The 12,724-nt window shown below is 44.1% G+C and carries 13 protein-coding genes and 5 tRNA genes; all 18 read right to left on the bottom strand.

Going from position 1 to position 12,724, the window contains the following annotated elements; all coding sequences use genetic code 11:
* Positions 1-194: 194 nt before the first annotated feature.
* The 18 genes from rplL to gspN all read right to left on the bottom strand — a co-directional run bounded on the left by rplL (position 195) and on the right by gspN (position 12,638).
* Positions 195-563 (bottom strand): 50S ribosomal protein L7/L12, encoded by a 369-nt coding sequence (gene rplL, locus NDN13_RS16025; protein WP_004656287.1) that lies wholly within the window; start codon positions 561-563, stop codon positions 195-197.
* Between the two features lie 42 nt (positions 564-605).
* Positions 606-1,112 carry a 50S ribosomal protein L10 gene (rplJ, locus tag NDN13_RS16020; RefSeq protein WP_004656288.1) on the bottom strand — a complete coding sequence of 169 codons (507 nt, stop codon included), beginning with the start codon at positions 1,110-1,112 and terminating at the stop codon, positions 606-608.
* 312 nt (positions 1,113-1,424) lie between these two features.
* Positions 1,425-2,120, bottom strand: coding sequence for a 50S ribosomal protein L1 (gene rplA / locus NDN13_RS16015; protein WP_004656290.1), 696 nt, complete (start codon positions 2,118-2,120; stop codon positions 1,425-1,427).
* A gap of 3 nt (positions 2,121-2,123) precedes the next feature.
* The gene (rplK, locus tag NDN13_RS16010) at positions 2,124-2,552 is read right to left on the bottom strand and encodes a 50S ribosomal protein L11 (RefSeq protein ID WP_004637639.1); all 429 of its coding nucleotides are present in this window, start codon (positions 2,550-2,552) and stop codon (positions 2,124-2,126) included.
* A 112-nt stretch (positions 2,553-2,664) separates the two neighbouring features.
* Positions 2,665-3,198: a transcription termination/antitermination protein NusG gene (nusG, locus tag NDN13_RS16005; protein ID WP_004656291.1), complete on the bottom strand. Its 534-nt coding sequence runs from the start codon at positions 3,196-3,198 to the stop codon at positions 2,665-2,667.
* A gap of 7 nt (positions 3,199-3,205) precedes the next feature.
* Entirely contained in the window at positions 3,206-3,646 is a 441-nt protein-coding gene (gene secE / locus NDN13_RS16000; protein WP_251116168.1) for a preprotein translocase subunit SecE, read from the bottom strand.
* Between the two features lie 76 nt (positions 3,647-3,722).
* Positions 3,723-3,798: transfer RNA gene (locus tag NDN13_RS15995), tRNA-Trp, on the bottom strand.
* A gap of 54 nt (positions 3,799-3,852) precedes the next feature.
* On the bottom strand, positions 3,853-5,043 hold the full coding sequence (gene tuf, locus NDN13_RS15990) for an elongation factor Tu (RefSeq protein ID WP_004656295.1): 1,191 nt from the start codon (positions 5,041-5,043) through the stop codon (positions 3,853-3,855).
* 164 nt (positions 5,044-5,207) lie between these two features.
* Positions 5,208-5,282, bottom strand: a tRNA-Thr gene (locus NDN13_RS15985).
* Between the two features lie 11 nt (positions 5,283-5,293).
* Positions 5,294-5,369: transfer RNA gene (locus NDN13_RS15980), tRNA-Gly, on the bottom strand.
* A 33-nt stretch (positions 5,370-5,402) separates the two neighbouring features.
* Positions 5,403-5,486: transfer RNA gene (locus NDN13_RS15975), tRNA-Tyr, on the bottom strand.
* Between the two features lie 53 nt (positions 5,487-5,539).
* A tRNA-Thr gene (locus tag NDN13_RS15970) sits at positions 5,540-5,615 on the bottom strand.
* 99 nt (positions 5,616-5,714) lie between these two features.
* Positions 5,715-7,208, bottom strand: coding sequence for an anthranilate synthase component I (trpE, locus tag NDN13_RS15965; RefSeq protein WP_251116167.1), 1,494 nt, complete (start codon positions 7,206-7,208; stop codon positions 5,715-5,717).
* A gap of 83 nt (positions 7,209-7,291) precedes the next feature.
* Positions 7,292-7,984: a phosphoglycolate phosphatase gene (locus NDN13_RS15960; protein WP_251116166.1), complete on the bottom strand. Its 693-nt coding sequence runs from the start codon at positions 7,982-7,984 to the stop codon at positions 7,292-7,294.
* Between the two features lie 73 nt (positions 7,985-8,057).
* Positions 8,058-8,675, bottom strand: a complete 618-nt coding sequence (locus NDN13_RS15955; protein WP_251116165.1) for an FHA domain-containing protein — start codon at positions 8,673-8,675, stop codon at positions 8,058-8,060.
* A gap of 63 nt (positions 8,676-8,738) precedes the next feature.
* Positions 8,739-11,015, bottom strand: a complete 2,277-nt coding sequence (gspD, locus tag NDN13_RS15950; RefSeq protein ID WP_251116164.1) for a type II secretion system secretin GspD — start codon at positions 11,013-11,015, stop codon at positions 8,739-8,741.
* Between the two features lie 40 nt (positions 11,016-11,055).
* A complete protein-coding gene (locus NDN13_RS15945; RefSeq protein WP_251116163.1) occupies positions 11,056-11,895 on the bottom strand; it encodes a type II secretion system protein N in 840 nt (279 codons plus the stop codon).
* A complete protein-coding gene (gene gspN / locus NDN13_RS15940) occupies positions 11,895-12,638 on the bottom strand; it encodes a type II secretion system protein N (RefSeq protein ID WP_251116162.1) in 744 nt (247 codons plus the stop codon). Before gspN ends, NDN13_RS15945 begins: the two co-directional genes overlap by 1 nt.
* Positions 12,639-12,724 lie beyond the last annotated feature (86 nt).

Raw genomic sequence — 12,724 nt, 5'->3', positions numbered from 1 at the left:
CGCTTAACAATATTTTTATAAGCAAAAAAATATTGGTAAGCGTTTGATTTTGTGTTGTTTGTTTAAATAACGTGCGTTTCAAACACGAAACTAACAAAAAACGAGCCGATTATTGTAACGCAAAAAGGCTGATGACCCAAGAGCCATCAGCCATTTTTTGGAGCCGATTTTGAAAAAATCGACTCCCTACAGAATTACTTAAGTGTAACTGTAGCACCAGCTTCTTCAAGCTTCTTCTTAAGTTCTTCGCCTTCTTCTTTAGAAACGCCTTCTTTAAGAACTGCAGGAGCGCCTTCAACAAGATCTTTAGCTTCTTTAAGACCAAGACCAGTAGCTTCACGAACTGCTTTAATTACAGCAACTTTGTTAGCACCGAAAGAAGTCAACTCAACGTTGAATTCAGTTTGTTCTTCAGCAGCAGCAGCAGCGCCTGGAGCAGCAGCTACAGCAACAGCAGCAGCAGATACGTTAAATTTCTCTTCGAAAGCAGAGATTAATTCAACAAGTTCAAGAACAGTTTTTTCAGCAACTGCGTTTAAGATTTCTTCGTTTGTTAAAGCCATGAGAATAACTCCAAATGGATATTGAATGGTGTGAAAGTAGGATTAAGCCGCTTCTGACTCGTTTTTCTCTTTGAGTGCCGTAATAAGGCGACCCAATTTCGAAATAGGAGCTTGAAGGACAGAGGCAAGCATAGTAAGCGCTTTTTCTTGGTTCGGAAGATTTGCAATTACACTAACTTCAGCACCTTGATAAACTTTGCCATCAAAAGCAGCAGCTTTAAGTTCAAAAGCTTTGTTAGTTTTCGCAAATTCTTCGAACAAGCGTGCAGCTGCACCCATGTCATCTTCAGAAGTTGAGAAACCGAGAATGGTTGGGCCAACAAGGTCGTCATTCAAGATATCAAATTGAGTACCTTCAAATGAACGCTTAGCTAATGTATTACGCACGATACGTGTAGTAACACCTAGCTTACGAGCTTCAACACGAAGTTGTGTTAATTGCTCTACGCTTGAACCTTGATAGTTAGCCACAACAACAGAAAACGCTTTAGAAGCAACTTCGCTTACTTCTGCAACGATCTGTTTTTTGTCTTCGATAAGAAGAGCCATTGTAAAACCTCCTAACGGTGATTTATGCATCCATAAAGATGCACTCCCAATTCGTAAGCCTTTTCAGACTTACACGCGGAGGAGGAATAAATCACACCACCGCGTCTACTCAGACTGGACGATTAAGAAAAATATTCGAAAATATTTCTCGCCTGAGGTCTTTGACGCTGATAAATATTCATTTATCAATTCAAAGTTTGCCTAAAAACCCCTTCTCCCTCAGGGAGAAGGTAGGGATGAGGGTATAAAACCTCTCCCCAACCCTCTCCTATAAAGAGAGGGAGCTTTTCAGAGCTTTAAAATTCTTACTAATTACTTAGAAACGTTGCTTACGTCAACGATCAAACCAGGGCCCATAGTTGAGCTCAAAGTGATCTTTTTAACGTATACGCCTTTAGAAGTTGCAGGCTTTAATTTTTTCAAGTCTGCAATTAAAGTTTCAACGTTTTGACGTACAGCTTCTTCGCTAAAGCCAAGTTGGCCGATCGCAGCGTGGATAATACCCGCTTTGTCTACACGGTAACGTGCTTGACCAGATTTAGCATTCTTAACCGCGTTAGCAACATCAGGAGTTACTGTACCCACTTTCGGGTTTGGCATTAAGCCACGTGGACCAAGAATCGTACCTAACTTACCAACAACGCGCATTGCATCAGGAGCAGCAATGACTACGTCAAAGTCAAGGTTTCCACCTTGAATGCTTTCAGCAAGGTCATCAAAACCAACGATATCAGCACCAGCAGCTTTCGCAGCTTCTGCAGCAGCACCTTGAGCAAATACTGCAACACGTACAGTTTTACCAGTACCCGCAGGTAAAGTCGTCGCACCACGAACAACCTGATCAGATTTACGTGGGTCTACGCCGAGGTTTACAGCGATATCTAAAGATTCTTTGAACTTCGCAGCTGGAAGGCTGTTAAGAACTTGTACTGCTTCTTCCAAAGTGTAAACTTTGTTTGCTTCTACAGCAGCAGCAATGGCTTTTTGACGTTTAGTTAACTTTGCCATGTCTTATAGCTCCACTTCCAAGCCCATAGAACGTGCAGAACCAGCGATGGTACGAACACGAGCGTCTAAATCAGCACCAGTTAAGTCTGGTTCTTTAGTAGTCGCGATTTCTTCTAACTGAGCACGAGTCAACTTACCAACTTTAGTTTTGTTCGGTACAGAAGAACCCTTTTGAATACCAGCAGCTTTCTTAAGAAGAATAGATGCAGGTGGAGTTTTCATGATGAAAGTGAACGACTTATCGTTGTACACAGTGATCACGACAGGAATTGGCAAACCAACTTCAAGTTTTTGTGTAGCAGCATTGAATTCTTTACAGAATGCCATGATGTTTACACCACGTTGACCTAAAGCAGGACCAATTGGTGGAGATGGATTTGCTTTACCAGCTGGAACTTGCAGCTTGATATAGCCGTCAATCTTCTTAGCCATTGAAAATTACCTCTGGGTACAGACGCCGCTAGGCTCCCCAAAAAATTAAACAACACCGAAGTGTTAGAACAACAATGCCCGATCAGATCGGGCGCTTATCAACCTACGCAGATTAAATCGTTTTTTCGACTTGGCGAAACTCGAGTTCAACCTGAGTTGGTCGATTAAATACATTAATCGTCAACGTTAAACGTGACTTATCGTATTGAACTTCCTCCACGACCCCTTTAAAGTCTGTGAACGGACCGTCAATGACGAGCAATTCTTCACCAGGCTCAAACATCGTCTTAGGACGAGGTGCTTCACCTGTATTACGTACACGCGCAAGAATCGCATCAGCTTCACGTTGTGAGATTGGCGCTGGTTTTTCTGGTGTACCACCAATAAAACCAAGAACCTTTGGACACTCTTTAACGATGTGCCAAGTATCATCATTCATTTCCATTTCGACTAACACATAGCCAGGAAAGAATTTACGTTCAGACTTACGCTTCTTACCATCCTTCATTTCCACTACTTCTTCAGTAGGGACGAGGACTTCACCAAAACTATCAGCAACAGTGCTGCGCTGGATTCGGTCATTAAGTGAACGCATCACTTGTTTTTCAAAACCTGAATAGGCATGAATAATATACCAACGTTTCATCGCACTCTTACCCGATAATTAACTTAATAAACCAACCTAACCCGTAGTCAAAACACCATAAAACCAATGATGCAATGAGTACAACCAAAAGCACTTGCCACGATGTCGTGATCGTCTCTTGTTTTGTTGGCCAGGTCACTCGACGCAGTTCAATTCGCGCATCTTGCAACAAACGCACAAAGCCTTTGCCTTGATGGGTGGCGTATAATAAACCTAAAGCGACGACGACACAAGCCAAAATTACCCCAACGCGCACCCAAATATCATTTGCAGGTGCCCAATAGGCCGGTAAATGCTGATTTACCAATGCGGCGCCGATCAATAAAACGATAGCAATCAACCACAAGACCATATCAAGTGGAGAGCCAGAGTTTACAACTTCAGCGGCATTATTTCTTTGAGGGATTGGCGCGTCGCTTAATGCGTCACGCGATTTATCATTCGACATTTTTTTACTCGTCGTAGAATTCGCGACTTATTATATGACAACTCAGCCAGAATTAAGCTTTTTTATAAAAAAAAAGTGGCAGGCCAGGAGGGACTCGAACCCCCAACATTCGGTTTTGGAGACCGACGCTCTACCAATTGAACTACTAGCCTATTATGCAAATCGAAAGCCGAAGCTTCCGATTTGAGTGTAACACAGTCTTGGGCTTATGCAGTTACTTTAGCAACAACACCAGCACCTACAGTACGACCACCTTCACGGATCGCAAAACGTAGACCTGGGTCCATTGCGATCGGGTGGATTAACTCTACTGACATCTCAACGTTGTCACCAGGCATTACCATTTCTACGCCATCTTGTAATTTGATCGCGCCAGTTACGTCAGTTGTACGGAAGTAGAACTGTGGACGGTAACCGTTAAGGAATGGAGTATGACGACCACCTTCTTCTTTAGAAAGTACGTATACTTCTGCGTCGAATTTAGTGTGCGGCTTGATTGTACCTGGTTTAGCAAGTACTTGACCACGTTGTACGTCTTCACGCTTAGTACCACGAAGAAGAACACCACAGTTCTCGCCTGCACGACCTTCGTCAAGCAATTTACGGAACATTTCTACGCCAGTTACTGTAGTTTTAACCGTATCTTTGATACCTACGATTTCAACTTCTTCACCAACTTTTACGATACCAGCTTCTACACGACCAGTTACTACTGTACCACGGCCTGAGATAGAGAATACGTCTTCGATTGGCATCAAGAATGCTTTGTCGATCGCACGTTCTGGTTCTGGGATGTAAGAGTCAAGCGCTTCAACAAGAGCAAGAACTGAAGACTCACCATATTGACCAGCATCACCATTAAGTGCAGCAAGTGCTGAACCACGGATAACTGGAGTGTCATCACCTGGGAAGTCATAAGTAGAAAGAAGTTCACGAACTTCCATTTCTACTAATTCAAGTAATTCTTCATCATCAACAAGGTCACACTTGTTCAAGAATACGATGATGTAAGGTACACCAACCTGACGTGAAAGAAGGATGTGTTCACGAGTTTGTGGCATTGGACCATCAGTCGCAGCACATACAAGGATCGCGCCGTCCATCTGAGCAGCACCAGTAATCATGTTTTTAACATAATCGGCGTGGCCCGGGCAGTCTACGTGAGCGTAGTGACGGATTGGAGAATCGTATTCTACGTGTGAAGTATTAATTGTAATACCACGTGCTTTTTCTTCAGGAGCTGAGTCGATTTGTGAGTAATCTTTCGCTTCACCGCCGTAAGTTTTTGCACAAATAGTTGCAATCGCAGCAGTTAAAGTTGTTTTACCATGGTCAACGTGACCAATTGTACCCACGTTTACGTGTGGTTTGTTACGTTCAAACTTAGCCTTAGCCATTTTGATTTTCCTCGTTTACGTCGACGCCAGTTTAGAGAAAAACAACCCTGAAAAACCTTCTTAATCGACATTCGCCTAAAAAACTAGACACCTAATACTTGAAAAGCAGACTATAATAGCCTGCTTCTTTAAAATGCTGTGGAAATTCCACTAAACTGTATATCTGGAGCTCTTATCGAGATTTGAACTCGAGACCTCTCCCTTACCAAGGGAGTGCTCTACCACTGAGCTATAAGAGCGACATCTTCGATGGAGCGGGAGACGAGGATCGAACTCGCGACATGCAGCTTGGAAGGCTGCCACTCTACCAACTGAGTTACTCCCGCATGTTGGTACTAACCACTTATATCGAAGTTAAATGGTGGTGAGAGAAGGATTCGAACCTTCGAAACTTTCGTAGCAGAGTTACAGTCTGCCCCCTTTGGCCGCTCGGGAATCTCACCACATCACACTTACACAGTGCTGTTCTTTACTTTATACTACCACACTTTTAAGATGGTGCCGGCACACGGATTCGAACTGTGGACCTACTGATTACAAGTCAGTTGCTCTACCAACTGAGCTATGCCGGCTCTTTCTTAGTGTTTCGTACGTTTCGTATCGGAACGGTGTGCAGTTTAGCAAAACTCTGAATCGATGCAAGTGGTTTTTTTAAAAAAACCGTTAAAAACTCATAAAATCAATCCGTTTGATGATAATTCAACCGCTTTGATCACTGCGCGAGCTTTTATTTGGGTTTCATTCCACTCAGATTCAGGATTTGAGTCCGCAACTAGCCCCGCTCCTGCCTGTACATAGACCTTATGATCGCGAATCACACAGGTCCGAATCGCAATCGACATGTCCATTTCACCATGCCAGCCTAAATATCCAACAGCACCGCCAAACACACCACGTTTAACAGGCTCAACCTCATCAATAATCTCCATCGCACGGATTTTTGGCGCACCTGAGAGTGTTCCCGCAGGGAATGTGGCTTTAAACACATCTAAAGCATCAACATCATCCCGCACCTCCCCCTGCACATTCGAGACAATATGCATCACATGTGAATAACGCTCGATCACCATCCGATCGGTCACTTGCACTTTACCAATCTTGGATACACGCCCGACATCGTTACGCCCCAGATCAATCAACATCAGATGTTCAGCAATCTCTTTTTCATCTGCCAATAGATCTTGTTCCAAGGCAAGATCTTCTTCCTTGGTTTTACCACGCGGTCGTGTCCCCGCCAAAGGACGTACCGTTGCAATGCCATTTTCTAAACGAGATAAAATTTCTGGCGATGAACCGACAATATGGAACGGCTTTTGATCTGTCAGCGTTTGCCCTTGTACCAAGAATAAATACGGCGATGGATTTAAATGGCGGAGTGCACGATACACTTGCAGCGCTTCACCATCAAAATCAGACACCATCCGTTGCCCAGGCACCACCTGCATCACATCACCCGCACGGATATATTCTTTGACCTTTTCAACCGTCTCAAGAAATTTTGCCTTGCCTGTGATCGATTCAAAATGCGGTGCTGTGTGCGGTTTTGCTTGCAAACTCACAGGTGTCGCCAACAATTGCTCCAACTGATCCAGCTTTTGCTGAGCCTGCACATAAGCATCAGCTTGGTTCGCATCGGCATGATGGATGAGGAATAACGTGTCTTTTAAATTATCAAACACAATCACGGTTTGAGACAGCATCAACCATAGGTCGGGTAGCGTGACAGGATCAGCAGCAGGCACATTTTTCAGTTTTGGCTCAATATAACGCACGGCGTCATAGCCTAAATAACCCACCAATCCCCCAGTGAAGCTTGGCAAATCAGGCAATTCAACTTGAGTCGGGACTTTAAACTGACTTTGAAACTCACGGATATAATCAAAGGGATCAGCACAATCCTGCTGAATCACGGTACCATCTGCCTGTTGTATAGTGAGTACACCTGCATTGCAGGAAAAAACGGTGGACTCGCCCAAGCCGATCATTGAATAGCGTGCCCAGTTCTCGCCACCTTCAACAGACTCAAATAGATAGGCCTGCTTGTGTTGTTTAAAACGAGCAAAAACAGAAAGTGGGGTTTCAGTATCGGCCAAACGCTGACGATAAACAGGAATGGTGTTATAGCCTGCTGCTTTTAATTGTTCAAATTGTACTAAGGTGGTCATGAATCTTCTCTATGGTTTTTAATTTCTGTGCGTTTTTTCTTTAGTGCTGTCTCAAGCCCGCCATCGAAAAACCATAATCATCTTCATGCTTGTCTCCTTACTAAATCTTCTTCTACCAACTCTACCAAACTATCCACCACTTGCTGTGGCTGACAGTCGTAAATACTTTCTCCATGATTATAGCCATAGCTGACCACAATACAATCAATACCTGCACGTCTAGCAGCTTCAACATCATTACTTGAGTCGCCAATCATCAAGGTTGCCGCTGTTGTGGTATTGAGTGCCTGCACACAGTGCAGTAATGGCAAGGGATGTGGTTTACGCTCAGGCAAACTATCACCGCCAATTACCATTTTAAAATATGGGCTCAAGGCCAATAGATCAAGAATACCTTGTGCCAGCTGTTCTGGCTTATTGGTCACACATGCCATCGCAATATTATGCTGCTGACAATATTCTAAAAATGGCAAAACACCTGCATATACCTGAGTATCCACACAAAGCTCTTGCGCATACACCTCAACAAAAGTACTGAGCAACTGTTGTTGCTGTTGGGCATCCACCTGCCCAAATAAGTGCTTTAGGACGGACTCACATAATTTGGCCGCCCCTTTCCCCACCCAAACCCGCACCTGAGCTTCAGTCACCAGAGGCAAGCCCAGTTTTTGCAAACTCAGATTCATGGCCCGATAGAGATCAGCAGCGGAATCCACCAGCGTTCCATCCAGATCAAATAGAATCAGACTACGGTGTTGTAGCTGTGCAACAGACATTATCACTCTCCCCTCAGGAATGAAAAAAGGCACACCCATTCGGGCATGCCTTGATTGTAAAAGCTTCGCCCGATTATTTAAAGAACAGCCAAGCAATCACCGCCAGAATGATCAATACAATAATAGAAATGAGGCCAACCGAAGCATTCTTCTGTTGCTCTTTTTCTGCAGCGACACGCGAAACAGGCTCTTCAATTGCAACAGCTTGTGGCTCTGGTACTGCCTGCACATTGATTCCTTCAGGAATCGGTGCTGGCTTTGGAATCGCTACTTGCTGCGGCATGCCATCACGCGTGATCGGTGTCTCAACTGCGCGTTCAGCAATGCTTGGCATACCCTGATCCGTAGAATTTGATGCTACAGGCTCAATCTCGATTTCTGGTAATTCAGCTTCAGATTCCGCTGGCGCAAGTACTGAAAAGACAAAGCTGGCAAACTGCAAGATATCGCCATCGTGCAATTCTGTTTCCTGCTCAATACGCGCATCATTAATAAATGTACCGTTCGATGAATTCAGGTCTTGCACCCAAAGCTGCTGATCTTTTAACAATAACGCCGCATGGCGACGTGAAATATCTGCTGACTGTAACAAAATATCGGCATCTTGATGTCTTCCCACCAACATGTCACCTTCGATACTCAGTTCTTGCCCCGTAAATTCACCTGTAATGGCTTGTAATTTCCAAGTCATAGATGCATATCCTTATAGAATTTCTTGCAATCATAACATTGTGACATAAGCGCTTCTGTGCATCTACTGTGAAGACGCTGGTCGAATCGTCGTAGTGGTGACCGTATTTTTACTCCGCTCTGTTTCCTTGACCGGAAGTTGTACCGTTTTCTGCTGCACTAGTGGTTCTTCAATCGCAACAGGTGTGGTCACCACAACCGTTTTTTTCGCGGGGGTCGCAGTGGGAACCTTCTGATACGGAGAATTCACGACTGGCGCTTGCGGGTTATAAATATCTGCTACATTTTCCGGCAGTTTGGCAAAGTTGCCATTTTTGTCCATTGAAAGTTGCAAACTATAGAGCTGGTTATAACGCTGTTGAGAAATACGGCGTACATCATTGGCATCGCCAACAATCGTCGGATGGATAAACACCAATAGATTACGCTTGATATTACTCCGCGCATCGGCACGGAATAAACGCCCAAGATAAGGAATACTACTCAGTCCAGGAATACCTTGACGCGACAATGACGTATTATCTGCAATCAAGCCTCCCAATACCACTGTTTGCCCATGCTCCGCAAGTACAGCGGTTTTAATAGCGCGCTTATTGGTGACCAAGTCTGTTGCTTGGCCTTTGTTGTTCTGGACATCCGAAACTTCTTGTTCGACTTCAAGACGGACCGTCCCATTATCACCAATATGTGGAATCACTTTTAGTGTGACACCCACATCCTTACGCTCAACCGTGGTATAGGGATTAACTGTGCCCGAAGTACCTGTCGATACCGAACCCGTCACAAACGGAACGTTTTGACCCACAACAATATAAGCTTCTTCGTTATCCATCGTCACAATCGATGGTGTAGACAAGAAATTAGATTTGGTATTGGTTTTCAAGGCCTGGATCAGCGCACCATAGGCTTTACGTGAGTTTTCAAAATTACCAATCCCAAGTGTGGCACCATTGCCTTTATTGGCATCCCCTGCAATCGCTGCAGCTGCGCCACTCGCCCCACCAGTGGCATAACCTGCAGCAATGGATGCCAGACTCGCGCCCACATTACTAAAGCTAATCAGACCAACACCACTGCTTAAATCACCCAAGGCCCACTGAATCCCCAGTTGATCCGCATCATCGCCTGAGACTTCAATAATTGCAGCTTCAATGAGTACTTGTTGACGGCGAATATCCAGCTGTTGAATAGCCGCTTCGACTTCGCGCATTAATTGTGGTTCAGCTTTGACTACCAATGCATTTTGCGTTGGGTCAGCAATAATACTAATACCCGCACCATTAAAGCTTGTGATACTGGAGTTTTGACTACTGTTTGAATTGCCATTTAGATTAATTGAAGGCGTCGAAAAAGAGGAAGACGACGAACCTGTTGTCGAGTTTGAGTTTTGATTGTTCGAGATCAGGTTATTAATCGAGTTAGATCGGTTATTACTATTTGACGAGGACGATGATGATGAAGACGCAGATTGCCCTGTTACCAGACCCTGTAAAATCTCAGCCAAGTTCTTGGCACTGGCATATTTCAAGCGGAAGACTTTAAGCCCACCCAAACGATCTGCCGATGGCACATCCAGCATTTCAACCATTTGACGTAAACGCTTACGTGAGTCTGGATCGCCCTTGATCAAAATACGGTTGGTTCGATTATCAGCAATGATACGTACCCGCGAACCAATAAAATCTTTTGAAGCACCTGTTGCACTCATTGTTTCCAATAGGCCAATAATTTCTTCAGCTTGGCTCGACTGCAAGCTAATCGCTTCAATGTCATTTTGACCCGTGCCATCCAAATTACGCACAATATTTTCAAGCTGATAAATATTGGTTGCACGATCAGAAACGATTAAAGCATTGGTCCCCGCCACCGCTGCCAAATGCGCAAATTGCGGCATTAACGGACGTAGGGCCGGAATCAAGTCATTCGGATTGGTATTTTGCAGCCAAATCACTCGCGTTACGATTTGATCCCCACCGGCACGACTACGTGCATCGTAAGGAATCCCAGAGTTCTTTGCATTACTGTCAGGGACAAGTTTAACCGTGTTTCCTGAAGGGAGCGCCACCACACCATTGACATTGAGTACGCCTAGAAATAGGTCATACACCTCATCTTTATTCAGAGGCTTGTTGGAAATAACCGTCACATTACCACGCACACGAGGGTCAACCGCAAAGTTCTTCCCTGTAATATCCGCAACTTCATTAATAAATGCGGTTAAGTCTGCATCACGTAGATTAATCTTCCATGTTTGTGCTTGCACATGGGTACTCACTGACGCAACCAAAGGTGCTGCGGCAAGTAATGCCCAAAGTGGTCGTTGATGATTTAAAAAAGCCATAACCTGCACTTGTTCCTAACTGATGTGTGACGTGTGATCACTAAAAACTTTGTTGTATGGTCATCACTTGATCACCACGTTTTATTTCTATTTTGGCATGCCCTTCACGACGTACTTGCTCTAATAATTGTACTTCGTTGAGTCCCTGCCCGACGGTTTGACCATTGATCGATAGAATACGGTCACCCGAACGTAAACCCAAGGTATTTTTTAAATTCGATGGGGTCTTGTCTGATATTTCATAACCTTCCGCACCGCCATTACTAACCCCCATATTTTTCAGGTATTGTTCACGATTATCCTGCATTTGCTGGATCGCTTGACCTAAAGCCGATTGTGGTGAGTTCTGAGTGGGTACTGCAGCTGCGGGCGGCACATTGTTGGTATGATTGAGCACAGGATCGATTGGCTGATAGAGGCCTTTGTCCAAGCCCTTAAATTTAACTTCTCGGGTTGCACCATTGCCCTGTTTTAAAACCACATGATCCCAATAAACCTCGGCCAATTGATAGGAGGTTGATCCCACCGTTTCACCAACACGATATCGTTCAGCGCTGTCATTCAACTTAATCACAGCCGAAGACAAATAATTGGGCTGACCCAATAACACACCTTGTAACTCCAGATTGACATTATCATCAGCCGAAGTTGCTGCAGGTTCATTGAATAATGCAAAAGAACTGATATTGGGGACTTGGGCTTGCTGCGAACCCAATTCAACTCGGTCAAACTGCATTGGTTGTGGTGGTGCAACCACCCACCAGAATAGTGAAGCCAGTTTCCAACATAACCACAAGATCAGCAGTACTAAAACCAGACCACTGAGCTTATCCAGTTTTTGCCAACGCAATTGTTGTATTTTTTCAGTGATTGCTCTCATTAGAAACCACCTTGTAACAAGGGCTGCCGTGAACTGATCACATAAGTGTCTAAACCAGCTTTACCTTCATAAGAGGGAATATTTAACAACATACGTTGGGTCAGTTGCACATCCAGCATCAGGCTCGCATCTAAGCTAAGATTCGCCATTTTCTGGCTGCGTTGATCACGGACATCAATTTGTAATTGCCCATTTTCATCTTTGAGTTCAGCCACTAAAGACGGCATATTCATACGATCTTGTCGCTGACCAAAAGTATAGGCCAATGCGCCACCACCCCAATTTAATTGTCCTTCTACCGCACTAAAGCCTTTTTCTTTTTGGTAATTCAATTGTACGTCTTTCAGTTGGATTGAATTTTCAGGCCACTGCCAGTTGGCAAAATATTTTAATGTTTCCGGTGAGATTTTTCCTTGCAAGTCTTTAATCATGATTTTCTTACTTAGACCGTAAGCAAAAACCCCATTGAACTGGGTATTACCACTATGAATATCGAGATCTGCACCAACGCGCAGTAATAGCAAATCCAGAGGACGGGTTCTCCAATGCACAGAACCACGCAACTGACCCCGTTGCCAGTCTGCCTGCCCCTGCCAAATGTTGCCGCTGACATTATGTAATATTTGATTATCTTTTGAAAATTTCGCAATTAACCATGTTGCTGGAATTTGTAAAATAATAAAAATTAAAAATGCAAAAATGGCGAAAAGCCACCATCTCCATTGCTTGGTTTTTTTCTTCATTCCACCCTTACCAACATGCAAATATCATCCTTTTTGAGACAATCGCCCCCTGAATGACATTATGCATACTTTTTCAACATCGCCAA

The organism is Acinetobacter sp. C32I (assembly GCF_023702715.1).
GTDB lineage: Bacteria > Pseudomonadota > Gammaproteobacteria > Pseudomonadales > Moraxellaceae > Acinetobacter.
Note: the sequence above shows the minus strand (reverse complement) of the source record. Positions and strands in the feature narration are given on the sequence as shown.

What these genes read in the sequence shown, in the direction of transcription:
- rplL (WP_004656287.1), bottom strand. Translation starts at nt 563, where the DNA reads ATGGCTTTAACAAACGAAGAAATCTTAAACGCAGTTGCTGAAAAAACT.
- rplJ (WP_004656288.1), bottom strand. Translation starts at nt 1,112, where the DNA reads ATGGCTCTTCTTATCGAAGACAAAAAACAGATCGTTGCAGAAGTAAGC.
- rplA (WP_004656290.1), bottom strand. Translation starts at nt 2,120, where the DNA reads ATGGCAAAGTTAACTAAACGTCAAAAAGCCATTGCTGCTGCTGTAGAA.
- rplK (WP_004637639.1), bottom strand. Translation starts at nt 2,552, where the DNA reads ATGGCTAAGAAGATTGACGGCTATATCAAGCTGCAAGTTCCAGCTGGT.
- nusG (WP_004656291.1), bottom strand. Translation starts at nt 3,198, where the DNA reads ATGAAACGTTGGTATATTATTCATGCCTATTCAGGTTTTGAAAAACAA.
- secE (WP_251116168.1), bottom strand. Translation starts at nt 3,646, where the DNA reads ATGTCGAATGATAAATCGCGTGACGCATTAAGCGACGCGCCAATCCCT.
- tuf (WP_004656295.1), bottom strand. Translation starts at nt 5,043, where the DNA reads ATGGCTAAGGCTAAGTTTGAACGTAACAAACCACACGTAAACGTGGGT.
- trpE (WP_251116167.1), bottom strand. Translation starts at nt 7,208, where the DNA reads ATGACCACCTTAGTACAATTTGAACAATTAAAAGCAGCAGGCTATAAC.
- NDN13_RS15960 (WP_251116166.1), bottom strand. Translation starts at nt 7,984, where the DNA reads ATGTCTGTTGCACAGCTACAACACCGTAGTCTGATTCTATTTGATCTG.
- NDN13_RS15955 (WP_251116165.1), bottom strand. Translation starts at nt 8,675, where the DNA reads ATGACTTGGAAATTACAAGCCATTACAGGTGAATTTACGGGGCAAGAA.
- gspD (WP_251116164.1), bottom strand. Translation starts at nt 11,015, where the DNA reads ATGGCTTTTTTAAATCATCAACGACCACTTTGGGCATTACTTGCCGCA.
- NDN13_RS15945 (WP_251116163.1), bottom strand. Translation starts at nt 11,895, where the DNA reads ATGAGAGCAATCACTGAAAAAATACAACAATTGCGTTGGCAAAAACTG.
- gspN (WP_251116162.1), bottom strand. Translation starts at nt 12,638, where the DNA reads ATGAAGAAAAAAACCAAGCAATGGAGATGGTGGCTTTTCGCCATTTTT.